The 22,037-nt window shown below is 72.8% G+C and carries 19 protein-coding genes; 3 read left to right on the top strand and 16 right to left on the bottom strand.

The window, feature by feature from the left end; all coding sequences use genetic code 11:
- The first annotated feature begins 44 nt into the window (after positions 1-44).
- Positions 45-191 carry a hypothetical protein gene (locus MKL01_RS27000; protein ID WP_243908259.1) on the top strand — a complete coding sequence of 49 codons (147 nt, stop codon included), beginning with the start codon at positions 45-47 and terminating at the stop codon, positions 189-191.
- An 18-nt stretch (positions 192-209) separates the two neighbouring features.
- Here MKL01_RS27000 and MKL01_RS26995 read toward each other — a convergent pair whose 3' ends face one another.
- The 16 genes from MKL01_RS26995 to bchF form a co-directional block, all read right to left on the bottom strand.
- Positions 210-1,913 carry a magnesium chelatase subunit D gene (locus MKL01_RS26995; RefSeq protein WP_409566359.1) on the bottom strand — a complete coding sequence of 568 codons (1,704 nt, stop codon included), beginning with the start codon at positions 1,911-1,913 and terminating at the stop codon, positions 210-212.
- Positions 1,914-2,071: 158 nt separating this feature from the next.
- Positions 2,072-3,088, bottom strand: coding sequence for a magnesium chelatase ATPase subunit I (gene bchI, locus MKL01_RS26990; RefSeq protein WP_243908258.1), 1,017 nt, complete (start codon positions 3,086-3,088; stop codon positions 2,072-2,074).
- A gap of 174 nt (positions 3,089-3,262) precedes the next feature.
- Entirely contained in the window at positions 3,263-4,480 is a 1,218-nt protein-coding gene (gene hemA / locus MKL01_RS26985; RefSeq protein WP_243908257.1) for a 5-aminolevulinate synthase, read from the bottom strand.
- Between the two features lie 112 nt (positions 4,481-4,592).
- Complete coding sequence (gene puhE, locus MKL01_RS26980; protein ID WP_243908256.1) at positions 4,593-5,387, bottom strand: putative photosynthetic complex assembly protein PuhE; 795 nt, start codon at positions 5,385-5,387, stop codon at positions 4,593-4,595.
- Between the two features lies 1 nt (position 5,388).
- The gene (gene acsF / locus MKL01_RS26975; protein WP_243908255.1) at positions 5,389-6,477 is read right to left on the bottom strand and encodes a magnesium-protoporphyrin IX monomethyl ester (oxidative) cyclase; all 1,089 of its coding nucleotides are present in this window, start codon (positions 6,475-6,477) and stop codon (positions 5,389-5,391) included.
- Positions 6,474-6,770: a hypothetical protein gene (locus MKL01_RS26970; RefSeq protein WP_243908254.1), complete on the bottom strand. Its 297-nt coding sequence runs from the start codon at positions 6,768-6,770 to the stop codon at positions 6,474-6,476. The genes acsF and MKL01_RS26970 overlap by 4 nt, the downstream gene beginning before the upstream one ends.
- Positions 6,770-7,285, bottom strand: a complete 516-nt coding sequence (puhC, locus tag MKL01_RS26965) for a photosynthetic complex assembly protein PuhC (protein ID WP_243908253.1) — start codon at positions 7,283-7,285, stop codon at positions 6,770-6,772. The genes MKL01_RS26970 and puhC overlap by 1 nt, the downstream gene beginning before the upstream one ends.
- Before the next feature lie 12 nt (positions 7,286-7,297).
- Positions 7,298-7,948 (bottom strand): photosynthetic complex putative assembly protein PuhB, encoded by a 651-nt coding sequence (gene puhB / locus MKL01_RS26960; RefSeq protein WP_243908252.1) that lies wholly within the window; start codon positions 7,946-7,948, stop codon positions 7,298-7,300.
- On the bottom strand, positions 7,945-8,724 hold the full coding sequence (gene puhA, locus MKL01_RS26955; RefSeq protein ID WP_243908251.1) for a photosynthetic reaction center subunit H: 780 nt from the start codon (positions 8,722-8,724) through the stop codon (positions 7,945-7,947). Before puhA ends, puhB begins: the two co-directional genes overlap by 4 nt.
- 18 nt (positions 8,725-8,742) lie before the next feature.
- A complete protein-coding gene (locus tag MKL01_RS26950; RefSeq protein WP_243908250.1) occupies positions 8,743-10,173 on the bottom strand; it encodes a BCD family MFS transporter in 1,431 nt (476 codons plus the stop codon).
- On the bottom strand, positions 10,170-11,072 hold the full coding sequence (bchM, locus tag MKL01_RS26945) for a magnesium protoporphyrin IX methyltransferase (protein ID WP_243908249.1): 903 nt from the start codon (positions 11,070-11,072) through the stop codon (positions 10,170-10,172). The genes MKL01_RS26950 and bchM overlap by 4 nt, the downstream gene beginning before the upstream one ends.
- Entirely contained in the window at positions 11,072-11,965 is an 894-nt protein-coding gene (bchL, locus tag MKL01_RS26940) for a ferredoxin:protochlorophyllide reductase (ATP-dependent) iron-sulfur ATP-binding protein (RefSeq protein WP_243908248.1), read from the bottom strand. The genes bchM and bchL overlap by 1 nt, the downstream gene beginning before the upstream one ends.
- A complete protein-coding gene (locus MKL01_RS26935; protein ID WP_243908247.1) occupies positions 11,962-15,693 on the bottom strand; it encodes a magnesium chelatase subunit H in 3,732 nt (1,243 codons plus the stop codon). Before MKL01_RS26935 ends, bchL begins: the two co-directional genes overlap by 4 nt.
- Complete coding sequence (bchB, locus tag MKL01_RS26930; protein ID WP_243908246.1) at positions 15,683-17,257, bottom strand: ferredoxin:protochlorophyllide reductase (ATP-dependent) subunit B; 1,575 nt, start codon at positions 17,255-17,257, stop codon at positions 15,683-15,685. Before bchB ends, MKL01_RS26935 begins: the two co-directional genes overlap by 11 nt.
- 4 nt (positions 17,258-17,261) lie before the next feature.
- Positions 17,262-18,536 carry a ferredoxin:protochlorophyllide reductase (ATP-dependent) subunit N gene (locus tag MKL01_RS26925; protein WP_243908245.1) on the bottom strand — a complete coding sequence of 425 codons (1,275 nt, stop codon included), beginning with the start codon at positions 18,534-18,536 and terminating at the stop codon, positions 17,262-17,264.
- Positions 18,536-19,039: a 2-vinyl bacteriochlorophyllide hydratase gene (gene bchF / locus MKL01_RS26920; RefSeq protein ID WP_243908244.1), complete on the bottom strand. Its 504-nt coding sequence runs from the start codon at positions 19,037-19,039 to the stop codon at positions 18,536-18,538. The genes MKL01_RS26925 and bchF overlap by 1 nt, the downstream gene beginning before the upstream one ends.
- Before the next feature lie 317 nt (positions 19,040-19,356).
- Here bchF and MKL01_RS26915 point away from each other — a divergent pair, with 317 nt between their 5' ends.
- Together MKL01_RS26915 and ppsR are read left to right on the top strand one after the other, a co-directional pair.
- Positions 19,357-20,253, top strand: a complete 897-nt coding sequence (locus MKL01_RS26915) for a B12-binding domain-containing protein (RefSeq protein WP_243908243.1) — start codon at positions 19,357-19,359, stop codon at positions 20,251-20,253.
- Between the two features lie 29 nt (positions 20,254-20,282).
- A complete protein-coding gene (gene ppsR / locus MKL01_RS26910; protein ID WP_243908242.1) occupies positions 20,283-21,728 on the top strand; it encodes a transcriptional regulator PpsR in 1,446 nt (481 codons plus the stop codon).
- The last annotated feature ends 309 nt before the right edge of the window (positions 21,729-22,037 follow it).

The following is a 22,037-nucleotide window of genomic DNA, read 5'->3' as shown; positions in this document are numbered from 1 at the left end:
GCCCGACCAAGAACAAGACACGTCCCCCGACTTCGGAGAAGGCCATGATCCTCTTCACCTCCTCGACCCAGAACATCGCCGCCCCGGCTTCCGGCGCTTGGAACTTCCGCGCCATCGTCCGCGACATGCTGACCGCGTGGCTCGCCCACCACCAGCGCCTCGCCGATCTCGGCGTCAGCGCCCATCTCTGAGATGGCCGGCGGCGGCGCTCAGAGCGCCGCGCGCACCGCCGCGCTGAGCTGACCGGCCTCGGCGCGCGGCAGCTTCAGGTAGCGGGCGCCCATCGCGTCCGCCACCGCCCGGGCCTCCTCGCCCCGGTTCCCGGTATCGACCACGAGGGCGGGCACCCCGGCCGCCCGCGCGGCCCGGGCCGCCCGCAGGGCCTCCGCGCCGGCTTGGGCGCGGCCGCCCTCCCCCGACCGCGCCACGTTGGCGCGCCCGTCGGTGAGCAGCACGATGGCCGGCCGGCTGCCGCTCCGGCGCACGCCCAGCGCCACCGCGACCGCGGCGTCGATCCCCGCCGCGAGCGGCGTGCCGCCCCCGCCCGGAAGCCCCGCGAGGCCGCGTTTGGCCCGGGTCAGCGAGCGGGTCGGCGGCAGGACCAGCTCCGCGCCGCGCCCCCTGAACGCCACCAGCGCCACCCGGTCGCGCCGGATATAGGCCTCGGCCAGCAGCAGCTCGACCGCGCCCTTGGCCTCCGCCAGCCGCTCCAGGGCGGCCGAGCCCGAGGCATCGACGCAGAACACCGTGGTGGTCTCGGTCCGCTGCCGCAGGATCCGGATCCGAAGATCGTCGCGCCGGACCACGATCGGTCGCGGCTCCGCCCCCGCGCGCCGCACGGCCTGCCAGGGCGCCGCCGCCCGCAGGGTGCCGAGCAGGTCGAGGCGGCCCCGCCGCGGGTCGCCCCGCCGGCTGCCCACCGGCCGACCGGTGCGGGACGCCGCCGCCTGCCCGACCCGTCCGGCCTTGGCGGCCGAGAGACGCGGCTGACCCGCCAGCAGCTGATCGAGGAGGTTGGGCGGGATGGCGGCGCGCACCGCCTCCAGAACGACGTCGTCGGGCGTGTCCGCGGCGGCCGGTTCCGCCGCCTCCGCGGGGGGATCCGCCGGCGGCGTCTCGTCGGTCTCCGGGACAGGCTCCTCCGGGGTGGCCTCCTCCGGAGCGGGCAGCCGCGTGGCGCGCGGCGCCAAGACGAGGCGCGCGGCTGCGGTGACCTCCGCCCGGCCGATCGGCCCCTCCCCGGCCAGCGCCCGCGCCACCCGGGCGGCCAGGATCGGCCCGCGCAGCGAGGCGACGCCGAAGGCCTCGGCCAGGGCGCAGAGACTGCCGACCGGGTCGGGCTCCGCGGGGCCGGAGGCGGGTTCCGGCTCCGGCGGATGCGCATCCGCCTCTGCGATCCCGACGGCGCCGAGATCGATCCGGAAGGCGAGACGGTCGGCCAGGGCCTCGGCGACCGTCTCGTCCGCCTCGCCCTCGTCGAGCAGGATCAGGCCGAACCGGGCGTTTCGGTCCGCGACCGTGCCGGTGTCGAGCGCGGCCGCGAGCCGGGACGCGGTGCCGGGCGGCAGGCGCTCCGCCATGGGCGCGACGACGATCCCGCCGTCGGCCTCCGCCAGCAGGCCGCCCCGCGCGACCGGGCGGCCCGCCGCCAGGGTCGCGGCGAGATCGAGGCCGCCGAGCAGGCCGTCGTCGCCGATGCCGGGCGGCAGGCGTCGCCAGGGTGTCGCGGGGGGGAGCATCCCCCGGAAGAGATCGAGCCAGCGCTCGCGCACCGGACCGGGGGCGGCGCGCAGGATTGCGCCTCCGAATGCGGGCGGGTCGGCGGCGAGCAGACGGGCGGCGCGGCGGGCATCGGCCCACAGATCGGGCGCCCTCTCTCCCCCCTCTGCGGGGGAGGGAGGCCCGGCCGTCAGGCCGGGTCGGGAGAGGGGAGCGACGGATCCGGAAAGGTCGCGTCGGGTGCTGAAACCCGCACCGTCGCGTCGCCCCTCTTGCGGGACTTTGTCCCGGCCCGACCCCCTTCGGGGGCCACCCTCCCCCGCAGAGGGGGGAGGGAGAGGCGGTGCCCCCGTCACGCGAAGACCTCCGCCAGGGCGCGTTCCACCCGGGCGGTGGATCCGGATTCGTCGAGCGGGTTCCGGCGCAGGCGGTGGCGCAGGGAGGCCGGGGCGATCCGGCGGAGGTGGTCGTCGGTGACCGCCCCGGCGCCGTCGAGGGCGGCCAGCGCCCGGGCGGTGCGCATCAGGGTCAGCTCGCCGCGCAGGCCGTCGGTGCCGAGCGCCAGGCAGAGCCGGGCCGCCCGCTCCAGGGCGGCATCCGGCACGGTCACGCCCGGCAGGCGCTCCCGCGCCAGCAGGATCCTCTTCCGGATCGCGGTCTCGTCCCGGGCGTGCGCGGCGCAGAAGCCCTCCGGGTCGCGCTCGTAGGCGTCGCGGGCGCGCACCACCGCGATGCGGGTGGGGATGTCCTTCGGGGTCGCGACCTCGCAGGCCAGCCCGAACCGGTCGAGCAGCTGCGGGCGCAGCTCCCCCTCCTCCGGGTTGCCGGAGCCGACCAGGACGAAGCGGGCCGGATGGCGGAGCGACAGCCCCTCGCGCTCGACGGTGTTGACGCCCGACGCCGCCACGTCGAGCAGGAGGTCGACGAGGTGGTCCTCCAGCAGGTTCACCTCGTCGATGTACAAAAAACCGCGGTTGGCCCGGGCGAGCAGCCCCGGCTCGAACGCCTTCACGCCGGCGCCGAGCGCCCGCTCCAGGTCGAGGGTGCCGACCACCCGGTCCTCGGTGGCGCCGAGCGGCAGGTCCACCACCGGCACCGGTTTTTTTTCGGACTTTCTCCGCGCGCCCGGCATGCTCGCGCAGTGCGGGCAGGACTCCGCGGGGCTGTCGGGGTCGCAATTGTACGGGCAGCCGACCACCGCCCGCATCGGCGGCAGCAGGGCGGCCAGCGCCCGGATCGCCGTGGACTTGCCGGTGCCGCGGTCGCCGACGACCAGCACGCCGCCGACGGCCGGGTCCACGGCGGCGATCAGCAGCGCCTGGCGCATCTCGTCCTGGCCGACGATGGCCGAGAAGGGGAAAGTGGGCACGCGATGACTCGATGCTGCGGGGGAATCCAAGCCACCCCCTCATCCTGAGGTGCCGAAGCGCAGCGAAGGCCTCGAAGGAGGCCTCCAGGGCGCGCGCGGCCGGCTGGAGCGCTCCTTCGAGGCCCGCTTCGCGGGCACCTCGGGATGAGGGGGTGGGGAGGAGAAGGGAGCCCCCTACTCCGCCGCCTTCTGCCGCAGACCGATCCGCCCCCAGATCGTGGCGAGCGCCTCGACCAGATGCGCGATGTCGGCATCCGAGTGCAGCGGCGACGGGGTGATCCGCAGGCGCTCGGTGCCGCGGGCCACCGTCGGGTAGTTGATCGGCTGCACGTAGATGCCGAACTCGTCGAGCAGGGTGTCGGAGATGCCCTTGCACAGAACAGGGTCGCAGACCATCACCGGCACGATGTGGCTGTCGTTGGGCATGGTCGGGATGTCGGCGGCCTCCAGCGCCTGCCGGACCTTCGCGACGCGCTCCTGGTGGCGGGCGCGCTCGGCGCCGCTGGTCTTCAGGTGGCGGATCGAGGCCGCTGCGCCCGCCGCCACGGCGGGCGGCAGGGACGTCGTGAAGATGAAGCCGGAGGCGAAGCTCCGCACGAAGTCGCACAGCTTCTCGGATGCCGTGATGTAGCCGCCATGGACCGCGAAGGCCTTGCCCAGTGTGCCCTCGATCACGTCGAGCCGATGGGCGACGCCGTCGCGCTCCGAGATGCCGCCGCCGCGGGCGCCGTAGAGGCCGACCGCGTGGACCTCGTCGAGGTAGGTGAGCGCCCCGTGGGCCTCGGCCACGTCGCAGATCTCGCCGATCGGGGCGATGTCGCCGTCCATGGAGTAGACCGACTCGAACGCCACCAGCTTCGGCCGGGACGGGTCGATCAGGCCGAGCTTGCGGTTCAGGTCCTCCGGGTCGTTGTGGCGGAAGATGTGGCGCTCGGCGCGCGAGAACCGGATGCCCTCGATCATCGAGGCGTGGTTCTCGGAATCGGAGAAGACCGCGCAGTTCGGCAGCCGCGACGCCAGGGTCCCGAGGGCCGCCCAGTTCGACACGTAGCCGGAGGTGAACAGCAGCGCCGCCTCCTTGCCGTGGAGGTCGGCGAGCTCCCGCTCCAGCAGCACGTGGTAGTGGTTGGTGCCGGAGATGTTGCGGGTGCCGCCGGCGCCGGCGCCGCAGCGGTCGATCGCCTCGTGCATCGCCCCGGTGACCGAGGGGTGCTGGCCCATGCCGAGATAGTCGTTGGAGCACCAGACCGTCACGGGCCGCGTGCCGCCGGCGTGGTGATGGGTCGCGTGCGGGAAGTTGCCGGCGTGGCGCTCGAGGTCGGTGAAGACCCGGTAGCGCCCCTCCCGATGGAGACCGGCGATCTCGCCTCCGAAGAAGGTCTCGTAATCCATGTCGCCTCTCCCCGAACAAACCCTGCGGGTTGATCCCGCCTGTGACACCGGATTTCGCACGAGACCAATTCCAAGTTGGTGGACGTGCGTCGCCCGGCTGTGATCCCTCGACCTACACGCGGTCCCGCGGCCGGGCCGCCTCCCCGGACGCCCGGGCCGGCAGGCTCCAGCGCCACAGCTCCGCCGAGGGCAGCGGCAGCATCAGGAACCAGTGCTCCAGGGTGGCGAGCGCGGTCAGCGTCGCCAGGACCGTGAAGCCGATCACTTCGTGCTCCACCAGATCGGCGCCCAGCGCCGCCCGGCCGAGGAGCGCCGCCGCGATGGTCCCGAGGCTCACCGAGACCGGGAACAGCAGGTTCATCGGCTTCCGCGCGAGATAGCAGGCGAGATAGCCGAGATGGTCCGGCAGGAACTCGGCGTGGAGGTTGCGCACCCCGAGGAACAGGTTGAGCCGCGCCGAGAGATTCATCACCACCAGGGCGCCGTAGGTCCACAGGGCGAAGCGGTTTGGGCTGCCCCAGACCAGCGCCAGGATCGCCAAGCCCCCGACCACGATGGCGAATTCGTGCCACAGGCTGGTGGCCAGCGCCGCCAGGAACCGGTCGAACCCGCGCAGACCCGGCGCGCAGGCGGCCGGCTTCGGGCCCGACAGGAAGCCCATGTAGTAGCTCATCTCCTGCCAGCCCCAGACCGCGAGGGCGGCCGTGAACGCCGTGTAGGCCCCCGTGGCGCTCGTGTCCCCGGCGCTGGCGCGGATCGCCACCAGGGCGCCGGCGAGCAGCAGGGTCGCGCAGGCCATGCTCCACGGATGGGTCCGCCGCGGGGCGTGGTCGAGCAGCAGGATCAGCCCGGTGGAGAACCACCAGAGCAGCACCGCGTACACGACCGGGGCGGCGTAGGTCCCCATCCTACCAGACCGGCTGGAGGCGGATATCGGCCGGCAGGGCGTTCGCCTTGACCGGCAAGAGGTAGAGGCGGACGAAGGTGGCGGCCGCCCGGGCGGCGTGGATTGCGTGAAGGGCCTTGCCGACGAGGCCGCCCCGCGCCTTCGCGTCGCCGATCGCCCGGGAGCAGGCGAGCAGCCGGTCGAGCCCCGCCTTGAACTTCGGGTTGTCGAGGTCGAGCTCCAGCGGGAAGGTCTGCTTCGAGATCTCCGAGGTGATCCGGAAGACCTTGAAGTCGTAGTCGCTGGGATCCACCCCCAGAGCCTTGTGGAAGGCCGGGCGGTGATGGTCGCGCACGTACATCGTGGCGAAGACCGCGAGCAGGAAGAACCGGATCCAGTAGCGGTTCACGCCGGTGGTCAGCTTCGGGTTCGCCCGCATCAGGAGCGCGAAGGCCTCGCCGTGGCGGAACTCGTCGTTGCACCACAGCTCGAACCACTTGAAGATCGGGTGGATGCGCCGCTCCGGGTGCCGCTCCAGCTCGCGGAAGATGGTGATGTAGCGGGCGTAGCCGATCTTCTCCGACAGGTAGGTCGCGTAGAAGATGAACTTCGGCCGGAAGAACGTGTACTTTTTGGATTTGGTCAGGAAGCCCAGATCGACGCCGATGCCGAAATCCTTGAGCGTGTCGTTGATGAAGCCGGCGTGGCGCGCCTCGTCGCGGCTCATGAAGCCGAACAGCTCCTTGATGTCCTTGTTCTTGGCCCGCTTGCGCATCTCCGCATAGAGGACGCAGCCGGAGAACTCGGCGGTGATCGACGAGACCAGGAAATCCAGGAATTCCTTCCGCAGCTCGGGCTCCATCTGCGACAGGTCGCAGTCGAACTCCGCGTTGCGGGTGAAGTGGCGCTTGTTCGGGTCGGCGCGCAGCTCGGCGATGAGCAGGTCCCAGTCGCGCCGCACCGGCTCGACGTCGGTGCGGTCGAGCTCCTCGAAATCCGTGGTGTAGAAGCGCGGGCTCAGGAAGGTCGTCTCCTGCGCGGCCTTGGTCGATTCGTTGACCGGGACCTTCGGGAGCGGCTGGCCGGCGGGGGGCGCGACGGGAGCGTTCACAGCTTCCTCCTCTCGGAAAAGCTGACCTCGTAGAGTTCGGTCAGCTCGAGATGGGCGATGAGCTTGGTCCAGGCCCGCTCCAGCGGGCCTGCGCGGGTGATCGTGGCGGTCCGGTTCACGGTGAGCCGCTCGCCGTAGGGCACCGAGGTCGGCGCGTCGTGGACCAGGACCTCGTCGCCGGGCGCGATCTCGAAGCCGCCCGCCAGGGTGACGTGCGCGTGCAGGCTCTCGGGCGTCTGCTCGATCTCGACCGTGCAGGGCACGGTGATGGTCCGGCTGCCGAACAGGCCCATCAGCGCGTCTCCGTGGCGGGAACGCCGGGCTCGGGCAGCAGCCGGGCGAAGGCTCCGGCATTGGTCGGCCCGAAGGCCTCCAGGGGCACGCGGCGGCCGGTGGCCTCGTCGGCCAGGGCGAGGCGGCCGTCGTCGAAGCGGGTCAGGCTGAACGGCTGCTCCGGTCCGAGGCCCCCGCGCTGGCGGGCCTGGGCCAGCCCCCGCAGGGTCCCGCGCAGGAAGCCGTCCTCGCCGGGGCGGATCCACGCGACGATGTGCCGGTCGGCGGCGTTCCGCAGGGCGATGGAGCCGTCGACCTGATCCTCGGCGCGGAATTCGAGCCGTGCCACGGGTTTGGCGGGCGGCAGGGCGACGAGGCCGACATCCTCGCTGCGGCCGATCAGGACCGCCAGCATGGTGAAGCCCATCAGCGCCCCCGCGCCGATCATCAGCAGCGCCGGCGCGGGTCCGGTGGCAGCCCGCGAAGCGGCGGCCTGTGCGGTAGACCGGCCGGCGTTCTGCGCCCGCTCGCCCATCTCAACCCTCCCCTACTCGGCCGCGACGAGGTGGCCGGGATGCTCGTGCGCGCGGCCCAGACGGGCCACCCGAACCGGCGGCGCGGCGCCGTCGGCATGCGCCGCGAGCGCCTGCGCCAGCAACCCCGCCACCGTGTCGGCGTCCGGCACGGAGCGCAGCATGGGCTCCGTCCGGGCAAGACGCCAGGGCCGGGCGTGCGGCCAGAGCTGAAGGTAGGCGATACGGAGGCCCGGCCGCAACCGGAGAGGCAGATCGCCGCTCCCGTCGGTGAAGGAACGCAGACCCGCGGTGTCGATCTGCGCGAAGGGCAGGTTGTGGGTCACCGGCAGGGCGATGCCGGCCTGCAGCACGACCCGGCGGTTGGTGATCGTGTAAAGCGTCGTGCGGTGGGTCAGCCACGCGAGCAGCCAGAGCAGCCCGAGGCCGCCCGCGCCGACCGCCAGGGTCGGTCCCACGATCCGCAGCGCCGCGGTGGGCGTCCCCGCCGCGAGCCCGAAGCCCAGGGCGCAGGCGGAAAACCACGCGATCACCAGGCGGGCGTGGAACACCCGCACCAGCAGCCCCGCGGTGGTCGGCGCCCCCTGCCACAGGATGCGCTCGCCCGCGGGAAGCGGGCCGGGCAAGCCCCGGGGGGTGCCCTCGGGCAGGAAGTCGCCGCTCATATCAGGGGCTCCGCGCGGGCCGGCGTGGCGTAGAGCGTGCCGGCGCCGAAGTAGGACACGATCCGCTCCTCCTCCAGGAAGGTGACGCTGTCGGGGTCGCGGGTCGCCGGGATGTCGGCGAATTGGGCGGCGAGCAGCGCCTCGGACTTCACGGTCTTGGTGAAGCCGCCGGCCCGGCAGAACGTCGTGGGCATCAGCCGGCGGCCGCCCGTGGCCAGCTCGACCTCGTAGTAGCGGATCAGCGACTCGCCGCGGTCGACCCAGACGTCGCTGACGACGCCGGCTACCGCGTTGTCGGTGCCGAACACGGTCATGCCGATCGGGTTCGGCCCGTCCTCATGGACGACGAAGTTCGTCGCCACCCGGAGGGGCACGATGCGGACTTCGTTGTCCCAGGTCCTGTCGTGGACGTCGTGGCGCAGCACCCAGGAGCCGGGGCCGACGCCGGCCTGGAGCGACGTGTCCGTGCGCTCGTAGGGTGCGCCGGGCCAGGGCTCGACCTTGCGGGCGGGGATGCCGGTCTCGATGTCGTCCCGGCCGTGCACCGCCTGCGGCGCGTAGGTCGTCTCGCCGCCCGGCAGGTGGAAGGCCTTGGACCGCGGGATCAGGATCGGATCGACCGTCTTGCGGCGTCCGACGGCCTCGTTCTCCAGCGGGTAGCCCTCCCGCCGGTCCTCGCGGCGCAGCCAGAAGACCAGGCCCCCGAAGAACAGGAAGAACGCGTAGAGCACGACTTGGGCGACGTCGACGTGACCCGTAAGTGCGCCGGTTGGCATGGCTGTCCTCCCCGTGTCTCAGGCTGCTCGGCCGGCGAGGTCGCCGACGATTGGGGCGCCCGTCTGTGCACGCGCGTCCTCACGCACCAGCGGTCCCAGCGCCAGGAGCGCGGCGAACAGCAGGGCGATCTCAATGTGGTAGACGATCAGGTAGCCGATCGCGGGCTCGTTCATGCCCTCGCCGAGCACCCCCGACTGGGCGATGGCGCCGCCGACATCGCGCACGAGGCCGCTGGCGGCGATCGAGAGACCCGCGGCGGTCGCCTGCACGGCGCCCCAGGCGCCGAGGGCGAGGCCGGTATCCTCGGGCCCGGCCCGGTTCATCGAGGCGGTGAGCGTGCCGTGGGCGAACAGGCCGCCGCCGAGCCCGATCAGGCTGACCCCCGCGGCGAACAGGTCGGCCGAGGCGAGCGGCGCGGCGAAGACCACCGCCGAGAAGGCCAGGATGCCGATGCCGACGCCCACCGCCGAGACCCGGAACGGATCGCCGCCGCGCCCGAGCCAGCGGGCGGCGACCAGCAGGCCGAGCCCGCCGCCGGCGGCGAGCAGGGCGGTGAGCGCCGTCGTGGCGCTCACCGACAGGTGGAGGATCTGGCCGCCATAGGGCTCCAGCAGGATGTCCTGCATGGAGAAGCCCGCGGTGCCGAGCCCGATCGCCACGAGGCGGCGCCGGGCGGTGCCCTGCCCCGCATAGGCCTGCCAGGAGGCGCGGAAGTCGCGCCGCGGCGCGGCCCGGGTGCGGTGGGGATCGCGCGGCTCCTGCTTCCACAGGGCGACCCCGTTGAGGATGATGGTGACGAGGGCGGCGCCCTGGATCACCTGGATCAGGCGCACGGCCGAGAAATGCGCGAGGCACAGCCCGAACACCACGGCGCTGGCCATCATGCCGAACAGCAGGGCCGCGCACAGCAGCGCCACGACCTTCGGCCGGGCATGGGCGGGGGCGAGGTCGGTGGCGAGCGCCAGGCCGACGGTCTGGGTCGTGTGCAGGCCGGCCCCGACCAGCAGGAAGGCCAGCGCCGCCGCCACGTCCCCGACCCAGAGCGGGCCGGTGGTGTCGCCCGACAGGATCAGCAGGGCGAACGGCATGATCGCCAGCCCGCCGAACTGGAGCAGCGTCCCGAACCAGATGTAGGGCACCCGCCGCCAGCCCAGCACCGAGCGGTGCGTGTCCGACCGGAAGCCGACCAGCGCCCGCAACGGGGCGAAGACCAGCGGCAGCGCCAGCATCATGGCGACGATCCAGGCCGGAACGCCGAGTTCGACGATCATCACCCGGTTCAGGGTGCCGATCAGCAGCACCGCCGCCATGCCGACGGTGACCTGGAACAGGGCGAGCCGGAGCAGGCGCCCGAGGGGCAGCTCGACGGTGGCGGCATCCGCGAAGGGCAGGATCGCCGGGCCGAGTCGCATCAGGGCGGCGGTGAGCTTTTGGGACGCGGTGCTCATGTTCGCACCCCGGGCGCCGCTGCACCCCCTCCCCCCTCTGCGGGGGAGGGGGGGCCGGCCGTCAGGCCGGGTCGGGAGAGGGGAGCGACGGCGCAGGATATGGCTCCGCCTTCATGAAGGCTCTCGCCTCTTCTGGAAGCCGGGTTCCCCTCTCCCCCCCTGCTGCGCAGGGTACCCTCCCCCGCAGAGGGGGGAGGGGAAGAGCGCGTCAGCGCGATGGCGTTCGACAGGTAGAACCCGCTGTTGATCCGGTGACTCCCGGCCCAGGCGAAGCCGTCGAGGGCCCGCTCCGAGGACATCCGCCGCCGCAGCCCGCCCTCGGTCACCGGCACGATGGCCGGCGAGCGGTCGCCCCGCGGAAAGAATTGTCCGGCGGCGTGCATCACGGTCAGCAGGGCGGTGCGCGGCGCCACCGTGAACAGCACCGAGCCGTCCGTGCGCGCACCCAGCACCGCCAGCGCCCGGGCGATGTCGGCGGCGCGGTAATGGATCAGTGAATCCATCGCCACCACGTGGTCGAAGCGGCCGAGGCCCGGGTCGAGCATGTCGCCGACGCGGAAGTCGATGCCGCCGGGGCCGGAGATCGCCGGCAGGCGCTCCCGGGCGAGGTCGACCAGGGTCGGCGAGACGTCGATGGCGATCACCTCGGCGCCCCGCCGGGCCGCCTCGACGCTGAGCGCCCCGGTGCCGCAGCCGGCATCGAGCAGGCGCAGGCCGGTCATGTCGGCGGGCAGCCAGGACAGCAGCGTCGCCCGCATCGCGTCCCGGCCGGCCCGCACGGTGGCGCGGATCCGGCTCACCGGGGCGTCGGAGGTCAGGCGCGACCACGCCTCGACCGCGGTGCGGTCGAAATAGGTGGTGAGCTCGCCCCGGCGGGCGTCGTAGCTGGCGCTGGCCATCAATCGAACCCCAGAAACTCGAACAGGTCGCGGTCCTTCATGGGCCGCGCCTCGCAGGGCTCACCCCCGGCCCAGAGCGTCTCGGCCAGCCGCATGTACTCGGCCGTGACCGCGTCGAGCTCCGGCGAGGAGTCCATCTCGAACAGGGTCGACTTCTTCAGGCGCGAGCGGCGGACCACGTCGAGATCGGGGAAATGGGCCAGCCGCTTCAGGCCGACCGCGTCGTTGAACCGGTCGATCTCGTCGGTCTTGGCCGAGCGGTTGGCGATGACGCCGCCGAGCCGCACCGGGTAGTTCTTCGACTTGGCGTGGATCGCCGCCACGATTCGGTTCATCGCGAAGATCGAGTCGAAGTCGTTGGCGGTGACGATCAGCGCCCGGTCGGCGTGCTGGAGCGGCGAGGCGAAGCCGCCGCAGACCACGTCGCCGAGCACGTCGAACACGACGACGTCGGTGTCCTCCAGGAGGTGGTGCTCCTTGAGGAGCTTCACGGTCTGGCCGACCACGTAGCCGCCGCATCCGGTCCCGGCGGGCGGGCCGCCGGCCTCGACGCACATCACGCCGTTGTAGCCCTCGACCACGAAATCCTCGACGCGCAGCTCCTCCGAATGGAAGTTCACCGCCTCCAGGGCGTCGATCACCGTGGGGGCGAGGCGCTTGGTGAGCGTGAAGGTCGAGTCGTGCTTGGGGTCGCAGCCGATCTGCAGCACCCGCTTGCCGAGCTTGGAGAACGCCACCGACAGGTTCGACGAGGTGGTCGACTTGCCGATGCCGCCCTTGCCGTAGACCGCGAAGACCTTGGCGGTCTCGATCCTGATGTCCGGATCGAGGTCGACCTGGAGGCTCCCCTCCTCCTTCCGGGCGACGACCGGATTGCGGATGGCGATGTTCATGCGGCGACTCCTGCGGTGACGCCTTCGAGACGGTCTTCCAGCTCCTCCTCGGCCCGGTCGAGGGCGTCGCGCATCTCTGCGTCAGGAGTCCAGAAGCCGCGCCGATGGGCCTCGATCAGCCGCTGGGCGACCTTGGCCGAGGCGGTGGGGTTCAGGGCGGCCATGCGCGCGCGCATGGCCGGGTCGAGGACGTAGGTCTCGGTGATCCGCTGGTAGATCCAGGGCTGGACCGCGTTGGCGGTGGCCGACCAGCCGACCGTGTTGGTCAGGTGGGTCTCGATCTGGCGCACGCCCTCGTAGCCGTGGCCGAGCAGACCCTCGTACCATTTCGGGTTGAGCATCCGGGTGCGCGTCTCCAGCGCCACCTGCTCCTCCAGGGAGCGGACGCGCCCCTCCCCGCGGGTCTGGTCGCTGATATAGATCGGCACGGACTCGCCCTTGGCGCGGGCCACCGCCCGGCCCATGCCGCCCAGGCCGTCGAAGTAATGGTCGACCGAGGTGACGCCGACCTCGACCGAGTCGAGGTTCTGGTAGGCCATGTCGACGGAGGCGAGCACCGCCTGCATCAGCGCCCGCTGCGGCGCCGGGCGGCCGGTGCGGCCGTAGGCGAAGCTCTTGCGGCGCGAGAAGGTCTCGCACAGCTCGGCATCGTCGTCCCAGGCGCCCGAATCGACCAAGTGGTTGACGTTGGCCCCGTAGGCGCCCTCGGCGTTGGAGAAGACCCGCAGGGACGCGGTCTCCAGGTCGCAGCCCTGCTCGACCTGGATCGCCAGGGCGTGCTTGCGCACGAAGTTCTTTTCGACGGGCTCGTCGGCGGTCGCCGCTAGGTACGAGGCTTCCGCCAGGAGCTTCGTCTGGAGCGGCAGCAGATCGCGGAAGATCCCCGACAGGGTCACCACCGCGTCGATGCGCGGGCGGCCCAGGGTTTCCAGCGGGATCAGCTCGGCGCCGCTGAGCCGGCCGTAGCCGTCGAAGCGGGGCGCGGCGCCGATCAGCGCCAGCGCCTGGGCGATCGGGCCGCCCTCGCTCTTGAGGTTGTCGGTGCCCCACAGGACCAGCGCGACGCTCTCCGGGCAGGGCTTCCCGTCCGCCGCGAAGCGCGCGAGGATTCGCTCCACCTGCCGGGTTCCGTCGGCCACCGCGAAGGTGGACGGCAGGCGGTAGGGGTCGAAGCCGTGGAGGTTGCGGCCGGTCGGCAGGATCGCGGGATTGCGCAGCAGGTCGCCGCCGGCCACCGGCGGCACGAACCGGCCGTCGAGCGCCCGCAGCAGGGCCGGGACCTCGTGATCCCGGGCGAGCAGGCTCTCGGACCTGGCGAGCGCCGCGAAGGCGGCGCGGGTCTCGGGGTCCGCGGGCAGCCCGGAGGCCGCCAGAGCCGACTCGACCCCCGCCCCGGCGACGAGGGCGGCGAGGCCGGCCCGGTCCGGCTTCAGCCCGTGCGAGGCCTCGGCCAGGGCGAGCAGCAGGTCGACCCGCTCCTCCGCCGGCACGCCCTGGCCGACCACGTGCAGCCCGTGCGGGATCAGGGTCTGTTCCAGCTCCTGCACGGCGGTCCAGAGGTCGGCGACCCGGACGCCGAGATCGCCGGTCCAGGCCGGCTCGGCGGCCACGAGGTCGACCGCGGCGCCCTGCTGCTGGATCAGTTCGGCGAGGCTGCCGCGCTCGCCGGTCGCGTCCGGCCCGAGCCCGCGCCAGCGCTCCATCGAACTCTTCAGGTCGATCAGCCCGCGATAGAGCCCGGCCGCGGCGAGGCTCGGGGTCAGGTAGCTCACCAGGGTCGCGGCCGAGCGGCGCTTGGCCAGCGTGCCCTCGGACGGGTTGTTGGCGGCGTAGAGGTAGACGTTCGGAAGGGCGCCGATCAGCCGCTCCGGCCAGCACGAATCGGACAGGCCGGTCTGCTTGCCCGGCATGAATTCGAGCGCCCCGTGGGTGCCGAAATGCAGCACGGCGTCGGCGCAAAAGTCCTCGCGCAGGTAGCGGTAGAAGGCCGAGAACGCGTGGGTGGGGGCGAAGCCGCGCTCGAACAGCAGCCGCATCGGGTCGCCCTCGTAGCCGAAGGCCGGCTGCACCCCGACGAAGACGTTGCCGAACTGCGCCCCCAGCACGAAGATGTCGGCGCCGTTGGTCTGGTGGCGGCCGGGCGCCGGACCCCACTGGGCCTCGATCTCCGCGAGGTGGGGTTCCCGGCGCAGATGGTCCTCGGCCGGGATGCGGGCGTGGACGTTGGCCTGGGTGCCGAAGCGCTTGGCGTTGCCCTCCAGGATCGCCGCCCGCAGCGCATCGACGCTCTCCGGCACCTCCACGGCGTAGCCGTCCTCCGCCAGGCCCCTCAGGGTGTTGAGCAGGGACGCGTAGACCGACAGGAACGCCGCGGTGCCGGTGGCGCCGGCATTCGGGGGGAAGTTGAACAGCACCACGGCGAGCCGGCGCCCGGCCTTCGCCGTGCGGCGCAGGGAGACGAGGCGCTCCACCCGCTCGGCGAGCCGCGCGGCCCGCTCGGGATGCACGCGCATGTCCCTCGCGTTGTCGCTGCCCGACGCGGAGGAGCGTCCGCCGAACACCATCGGGGCGGTGGCGCCGTCGAGTTCGGGGATCGCCACCATCATCGTCGCCTCGACCGGCGACAGCCCGCGCTCGCCGGCCTCCCACTGCTCCAGCGTCTGGAATTCCAGGGCCTGGGCGGCGAGGTAGGGCACGTCGAGCCGCGCCAGCATCGACTCCGCGGCCGCCGCGTCGTTGTAGGCGGGCCCGCCGACGAGCGAGAAGCCGGTGAGCGACACCAGCGCGTCGATGCGGGCGCGGCCGTCCCGCATGAAGAAGGCGTCCACGGCCGGGCGGTTGTCGAGGCCGCTGGCGAAGGCCGGCACCACGTCGAGGCCCTTGGCCTCCAGCGCCGCGATGACGCCGTCGTAATGGGCGGTGTTGCCGGCCAGCACGTAGCTGCGCATCAGCAGCAGCCCGACGCGGCCCTTCGCGTCGCGACGGCCCGGCAGCCGCGCCGGATCCGCGCCGATCCGGCCAGCGAGGCGCGGATGGTAGAGCCCGGTCTCGGGGTAATCGAGCGGCGCCGGCGCGGCCGGGCCCTCGCGCCAGGCGGCCCGGGTGCCGGCCGCGTAGCGATGGACCAGGAAGCGCACCAGGGCGGCGACGTTCTCGTCGGAGCCCGCGAGCCAGTATTGCAGGGTCAGGAAATAGGCGCGCACGTCCTGGGCCGAACCCGGGATGAAGCGCAGGATCTTCGGCAGCTTGCGCACCAGGGCCATCTGCCGGCCGGCATTGCCCTGCTGGCCGGGCTTGCCCCGCAGCTTCTTCAGGAAGTCGAGGGCGCTGCGCTTGGTGCCGCTCATGTCGAAGCGGCCGAGCTTGGTGGTCTTCACCACGTCGCTCGCCGAGAGGCAGCCCACCATCGCGTCGCAGGCCTCGCGCCGGGCCGCGAGGGCCGGGAGGATCGCCCGGACATGCTCGTCCATGAACAGCATGGCCGAGAGCACGATATCGGCCTGGGCGATGTCGCTCCGGCAGGATTCGAGGGCTGAGGGGTCGTTGTCCCACTCGGCCGCCGCGTGGAAGCCCAGCACCAGACCGGGCATCTCGGCGCGCAGGCGCAGTCGCGCCCGCTCCACCGCGCTCGCCAGGTGATTGTCGAGGGTGACGATCACGACGCGGATCGGCGGCCGGCGCTGCGCCGAGGCGCCGTCATGGCCGGGGGGGAGCGCTCTAGCGGCCATAATGCGCCTTGGCGTCGTAGAGGGTTTCCAGGGTGATGAGCGGCAGTTGCCGCTCCCGGGCGAAGGTCTCCGTGTTGCTGCGCGCCCTGCCCCGCACGAAGAACGGGATCTTCTTCAGCTCCTTCTCGGCCTCGGGGGCCCAGGGGGCGGCCGGGACCGCGATGGCGGCCTCGACGCGGATCGGCGCGGAGGCCGGGGGCGCCGCGCGGTCGGGCATCGGGGCCGCGACCGGGGCGCCGCCGAGATGCGACGGGCCGACGCCGTCGTGAAATTCCGGATCCTCCCGGAACATGCCGAGGAGGTGCTCCTCGAGACCCATCATCAGCGGATGGACCAGGGTGTCGAACAGGACGTTGGCGCCCTCGAAGCCCATCTGCGGGGCGTAGCGGGCCGGGAAGTCCTGGACGTGGACCGGGGCGGAGATCACCGCGCAGGGGATACCGAGCCGCTTGGCGACGTGGCGCTCCATCTGGGTGCCGAGGACGAGTTCCGGCGCGGCGGCGCGGATCGCCGCCTCGACGTCGAGGTAATCGTCGGTGATCAGCGCCTCGATGCCGTGCTCGGCCGCCTCGGCGCGGACCTCGCGGGCGAATTCGCGGCTGTAGGTGCCCAGCCCGACGACGACGAAGCCGAGTTCCCGGGCCGCGACCCGGGCGAGGCCGAGGGCGTGGGTCGCGTCGCCGAACACGAAGACGCGCTTGGCCGTGAGATAGGTCGAATCGACCGAGCGGGAGTACCAGGGCAGGCGCGAGCCGGGGCCGTCGAGGACGGGCGCCGGGTCGATTCCGGCGAGCGCCGCGACCTCTTCGACGAACCGGCGGGTGCCGCCGACGCCGATCGGCACGGCCTGCGTGAACGGCTGCCCGAAGCTCTTCTTCAGGTATTCCGCCGCGGAGCGCGCGGTCTCGGGATAGAGCACGACGTTGAAGTCGGCGTCCCGGAGCCGGCCGAGATCGGCGGGCGATGCGCCGAGCGGCGCCACGACATTCACCGCGATGCCGAGGGCATCGAGCAGCCGGCGAATCTCGATCAGGTCGTCGCGGTGCCGGAAACCCAGCGCCGTCGGTCCCAGGATGTTGCAGAGCGGGCGCAGGCCGGGCTCCCGCGCCGGACGCGGGGCTGCCGGACCGGCCAGCGCCCGGACCAGCCGGTAGAAAGTCTCCGACGCCCCCCAGTTCTCCTTCTTCTGGTAGGCGGGCAGCTCCAGGGGGATCACCGGGATCGGCAGGTCGAGGGCCTTGGCGAGGCCGGCGGGATCGTCCTGGATCAGCTCGGCGGTGCAGGAGGCGCCGACGATCATCGCCTGCGGCTGGAACCGGGCGTAGGCGGCGGCGACCGAGGTCTTGAACAGCTCGGCGGTGTCGCGGCCGAGATCCTGGGCCCGGAAGGTCGTGTAGGTGACGGGCGGGCGCGCATCCCGCCGCTCGATCATGGTGAACAGCAGATCTGCGTAGGTGTCGCCCTGCGGCGCGTGCAGCACGTAGTGCAGCCCGGTCATCGCGGTGGCGACGCGCATCGCGCCGATGTGGGGCGGGCCCTCGTAGGTCCAGAGGGTGAGCTGCATGGCGCTACACCTCCAGCAAGGCGCGGCGCCGGAGCGGGCGCGCGAACAGCTCGGCGAGGTCGCCGGCCTGCTCGTAGCCCTGCACGGGCGTGAACAGCAGCTCGATCGACCACTTGGTCGACAGACCCTCCGCCTCCAGCGGGTTGGCGAGGCCCAGCCCGCAGACCGTGAGGTCCGGTCGGGCCGCCCGGCAGCGGTCCATCTGGTCGTCGAGGCTCTGGCCCTCGGTCACCCGCGTGCCCGCCGGCAGCAGTTCGATCTCGGCCGCGAGATGCGCCCGGTGCAGGTACGGCGTCCCGACCTCCACGAGCGCCGCGCCGAGTTCCCGGGCGAGGAAGCGGGCGAGCGGCACCTCCAGCTGCGAATCGGGGAAGAAGAACACCCGCTTGCCGCCGAGTTTTTCGCGATGGGGCGTCAGCGCGGTCTCGGCGCGGGCGCGGCCCGGGGCCGTCGCCCGTTCGAACGCGTCCGCGGAGACGCCGAAGGCCTCGGCGGCCGCCTGCAGCCAGCCGGTGGTGCCCTCCGCGCCCAGAGGGAACGGCGCGGGCAGCCGCCGGGCGCCGCGCTCCTCGAGAGCGCGGGCCGTGTCGGCGAGGAAGGGCTGGGCGAGAAGGTAGCGGGTCCCGCGCCCCACGGCCGGCATCGCCCCGGCCCTGCGGGCGGGCAGGAACCGGACATCCGCGAGGCCCATCGCGGCGAAAATCCGAAGAAACTGGTCCTCGACCACGTCGGCCAGCGCCCCGACGATCAGGAGCGACGGCGCCGCGGTGTCGGCCTCGCGCGGCAGGTCCGGCACCAAAGCGGCCAGGCAGGCATCCTCGCCCTGCGTGAAGGTCGTCTCGATGCCCGAGCCCGAATAGTTCAGGACCCGCACGGGGGCGAGGCGCCCCGACAGGCGCTGCGCCGCCCGGGACAGGTCGAGCTTGATCACCTCCGACGGGCAGGAGCCGACCAGGAACAGCAGCTTGATGTCCGGCCGGCGCTCGATCAGCCGGGTGACGACCCGGTCGAGCTCCTCGTTGGCGTCGGCGATGCCCGCGAGGTCGCGCTCGTCGATGATCGCCGTGGCGAAGCGCGGCTCGGCGAAGATCATCACGCCGGCGGCGGACTGGATCAGGTGTGCGCAGGTGCGCGAGCCCACCACCAGGAAGAACGCGTCCTGGATCTTGCGGTGCAGCCAGACGATGCCGGTGAGCCCGCAGAACACCGCGCGCTGCCCGTGCTCCTGATGCAGGTCGATGCCGCCGCAGGGGGCGGGATGGGGGAGCGGCGCGTTCATCACAGCGCCTCCGCGAGGCGCGGGCCGCGGCCGCCGGAACCCTCGAGGCGGGCCGCGCGCAGCTTCAGGAGAAACTGGCCGGCATTGACCAGGTAGGTCGCGTAGGCGGCAAGCGCGAGGAGCAGGAGCGGCCGCTCGGCCAGGGCGCCCGTGACGAGGGCCGCGAGGTAGGCCGAGTGCAGCGCCAGGACCAGCATGCTGACCACGTCCTCCAGGAAGAACGCGGGGGCGAAGAGCCAGCGGCCGAACACGGCCTTTTCCCAGATCGAGCCGGTGATCATGATCGCGTAGAGCGCCAGCGTCTTCGCGACGACCGACATCTCCGCGGCGCCCTGGCCCTGTCCGGTGACGAGCGCGCGCAGCACCAGGACCACGCTCACCAGGAAGATGGCGAACTGCACGGGCGCGAGCACGCCCTGCACCAGCGTCCAGGGTGTCGCGTCGCGCCGCTGCCGCTCGGCGGGCGTGTAGAGCGGTCGTGCCGGTCGGTCCTCGGGACCCATGCCTCCGCCCCCAAATTCGCCCGGCGCCAATGGCCCCGTCGTTGACAGAGGCTAGGTCGGAGGTCCCGGAAGTGTCAAGTGCGCTTGACGGTATCGGTCGATGACAGGGGGCGGATATTTTTTCTTGGACTAAGATCATTGCCAAGTTCGTCAGGAAGCGTATCGTCGCCGCCGCTGTTGGACATTGTGGCGACTTGGCTGGTCGGCTGCGGAACCAACAGAAGACGAAGAACAGACGGGCGAGCAACGCCGAACCCGATGCGCGGGCGGAGCCGCCGGTCCTTTCCGGGCCGGGGCCGCTTCAGGGAGGGATGCCGATGGGAGACTGGAGGCATTTCGGTGAACGTCTGGAATACGGCCCCCCCTCGGCAGGCTGCGGCCCCGCGGGTGAGGGCCTCCCGGTGTTCCGCGACCTGTCGTTCGCGTGGTCGGAGACCAATCGCGCCCTGCCCGACGCGCTCGCGCGGGTCGTCGAGGCGGAGATCCTGCCCCGGCTGATGCTGGCCCATCGTCCCGCCGCCGCCCGCCGCCGCGGCCGGGCCGGGCGCGCCCCGAGCCCGCAGGAGATCGCCCGGTTCAGCGCCCTTCTCCTTGCCCCCGGTCCTGTGGATCTCGACGCGCAGGTGGATGCCCTGCGGGAGGGTGGCCTGCCCCTGGCGCGCCTCCTCCTCGACCTGCTCGCCCCGGCGGCGCGGCACCTCGGCGCCCTCTGGGAGGAGGATGCCTGCGACTTCCTCGCGGTCACGGAGGCCCTCGGGCGGCTGCAGGCGGTGAGCCGCCGCCTCTGCGCCGAGATGGAGAGCGAATCGGTCCCCGCCAACGGCCGCAGCGTCCTGCTGATGCCCTGCCCCGGCGAGACCCATCGGTTCGGCCTGTCGATCGTCGCGAGCTTCTTCCGGGAGGCCGGATGGGACGTGACCACGGCGGTGCCCGGGCCCGGCCTCGATCCCCTGGAACTTCTCGGCGCCGACTGGTTCGACGTCGTCGGCCTGTCGCTCTCGAGCGACGTGCTGACGCCGGCCCTGGCCGGGACGGTGTCGGACATGCGGAGCGCCTCCCGGAACCCGGACATTCGCGTTCTGGTCGGCGGCCCCTACTTCGCCCGCAACGGCGGGGAGGCGGGCATCTTCGGGGCCGATGCCTGCGCGGCGGACGCGTGTTTGGCGCCCGCCGCCGCTGAAGCTTTGCTGGACAGACAGGCATTGGCCTGCTGAAAGGGTCGAAACCCGAACTTCACATTGCGGTGACCGTGACGCCCCAGCCTCGCCCCACACCGCAGCGGCCGCCCGAGGCCCTGCAGCAGGTGGCCGGCCACCTCGACGGCGAGGCGGTCGGGCGGATCGTCGCGGCCTCCGCCGACGTGTCGCTGGTGATCGACGCCGACGGGGTGATTCGGGACGCGACCGTCGGGACCGACCTCGAGTCCGAGAACATCCCCGGCTGGCTGGGCCGGCGCTGGGTCGATACCGTCACGGTGGAGAGCCGGCCGAAGGTCGACGCCCTGTTGCGGGACGCCCGGGCCGAGGGCGTCACCCGCTGGCGTCAGGTCAACCATCCCTCGCCCAGCGGCATCGACCTGCCGATGCGCTACGCCTCGATCCGCCCGGCCGAGGGCGGCCCGATCCTGGTGCTCGGCCGCGACATGCGGGCGGTGGCGGCCCTGCAGCGCCGGTTGCTTGAGACCCAGCAGGCTCTGGAGCGGGACTACGACCGCCTGCGCGCCGCCGAGACCCGCTACCGGCTGCTGTTCCAGATCTCCGGGGAGCCGGTGCTGGTGGTCGATGCCGGGACGCGCCGGGTCGGCGAGGCCAACCCGGCCGCCGCGCGCCTGCTCGGCCGACCGGCGAAGCGCGTCGCCGGTCAGGACGCGGTCGACCTGTTCGACGCCGCCAGCACCCGGGCCCTCGAGGCGCAGTTCGCCGCCCTGCGGGCCACCGGGCAGGCCGCGGAAATCCGGGCGACCCTGCCGCATGGCCGCGGCGAGGTCACGGTCGCGGCCTCGCTGTTCCGCGGCGAGAGCGGCGCCAGCGTCCTGATGCGGCTCGTGGCCGATCCGGCGGTCGCGGAAACCGGGGCCGACCGGGAGGCGCCGACCCGCGCGGTGATCGAGGCGATGCCCGAGGGCTTCGTCCTCACCGATCCGTCCCGGCGCATCCTGACGGCGAACGCCGCCTTCCTGGAGCTGGCCCAGCTCGCCACCGAGGGGCAGGCCCGGGGGCGCAGCCTCGATCAATGGCTCGGCCGGGACGAATCCGAGGTGCAGGCCCTGTTCGCGATGCTCGTCGATCACGGGGCCGTCCGCCGCTTCGCCACCCTCGTCCGGGGCACCTTCGGCGGGACCGAGGACGTGGAGGTCGCCGCCGTCTCGGTGGCCGGCGCCCGCCCCTGCCTGGGCTTCGCCATCCGCCCCGCCCCGCGGCGGATCCCGGAGGGGCGCCTGGCCGGCGGGCGGGATGTTCCGCGCTCGGTCGAGCAGATGGCCGAACTGGTCGGGCGGGTCTCGATGAAGACCCTGGTGCGCGAGACCACCGACCTGATCGAGAAGCTCTGCATCGAGGCGGCCCTGCGCATCACCCGGGACAACCGAGCCTCGGCGGCGGAGATGCTGGGCTTGAGCCGGCAGGGCCTCTACGCGAAGATGCGCCGCTACGGCGTCGGCGACCTGGACGGGCCCGCCGAAGAGGACTGAATCGGGCCTCGGCCGGCCGTCGCGGGACCGCGTGGCGGGGCCGCCGATCCTGCGTCCCGGACGCGGGCCATCTGCGCACTGCTGGAAGTCCAGGGATCCGTTCCCCCGCAGGCTGCCGAGCGCGACGTGGCCCTGCGGTATGGCTTCCGGGATGTCGGTTCCGCGCCCGCATCCGGATGCTTGGCCGCCGTCTCTGCGCGCCGAGCTTACGCGAACCTGCGGGCGCTACCGCTTGCGCTGTCCTGGATCACGTCGCTGCGTGCGTGATGATGAGTGGGGCCGGCCGCCAGGTCGCAATCGCGCTCCCTG

This window comes from Methylobacterium sp. J-070, assembly GCF_022829385.1.
Lineage (GTDB): Bacteria > Pseudomonadota > Alphaproteobacteria > Rhizobiales > Beijerinckiaceae > Methylobacterium.
Note: the sequence above shows the minus strand (reverse complement) of the source record. Positions and strands in the feature narration are given on the sequence as shown.

Coding starts and splice junctions, on each gene's coding strand:
- MKL01_RS26970 (WP_243908254.1), bottom strand. CDS start 6,770: ATGGGCCTGTTCGGCAGCCGGACCATCACCGTGCCCTGCACGGTCGAG.
- bchB (WP_243908246.1), bottom strand. CDS start 17,257: ATGCAGCTCACCCTCTGGACCTACGAGGGCCCGCCCCACATCGGCGCG.
- puhE (WP_243908256.1), bottom strand. CDS start 5,387: ATGGGGACCTACGCCGCCCCGGTCGTGTACGCGGTGCTGCTCTGGTGG.
- MKL01_RS26935 (WP_243908247.1), bottom strand. CDS start 15,693: ATGGCCGCTAGAGCGCTCCCCCCCGGCCATGACGGCGCCTCGGCGCAG.
- puhA (WP_243908251.1), bottom strand. CDS start 8,724: ATGCCAACCGGCGCACTTACGGGTCACGTCGACGTCGCCCAAGTCGTG.
- MKL01_RS26925 (WP_243908245.1), bottom strand. CDS start 18,536: ATGAACGCGCCGCTCCCCCATCCCGCCCCCTGCGGCGGCATCGACCTG.
- bchF (WP_243908244.1), bottom strand. CDS start 19,039: ATGGGTCCCGAGGACCGACCGGCACGACCGCTCTACACGCCCGCCGAG.
- bchM (WP_243908249.1), bottom strand. CDS start 11,072: ATGGCCAGCGCCAGCTACGACGCCCGCCGGGGCGAGCTCACCACCTAT.
- puhC (WP_243908253.1), bottom strand. CDS start 7,285: ATGGGCGAGCGGGCGCAGAACGCCGGCCGGTCTACCGCACAGGCCGCC.
- hemA (WP_243908257.1), bottom strand. CDS start 4,480: ATGGATTACGAGACCTTCTTCGGAGGCGAGATCGCCGGTCTCCATCGG.
- MKL01_RS27000 (WP_243908259.1), top strand. CDS start 45: ATGATCCTCTTCACCTCCTCGACCCAGAACATCGCCGCCCCGGCTTCC.
- bchL (WP_243908248.1), bottom strand. CDS start 11,965: ATGAACATCGCCATCCGCAATCCGGTCGTCGCCCGGAAGGAGGAGGGG.
- puhB (WP_243908252.1), bottom strand. CDS start 7,948: ATGAGCGGCGACTTCCTGCCCGAGGGCACCCCCCGGGGCTTGCCCGGC.
- MKL01_RS26950 (WP_243908250.1), bottom strand. CDS start 10,173: ATGAGCACCGCGTCCCAAAAGCTCACCGCCGCCCTGATGCGACTCGGC.
- MKL01_RS26915 (WP_243908243.1), top strand. CDS start 19,357: ATGGGAGACTGGAGGCATTTCGGTGAACGTCTGGAATACGGCCCCCCC.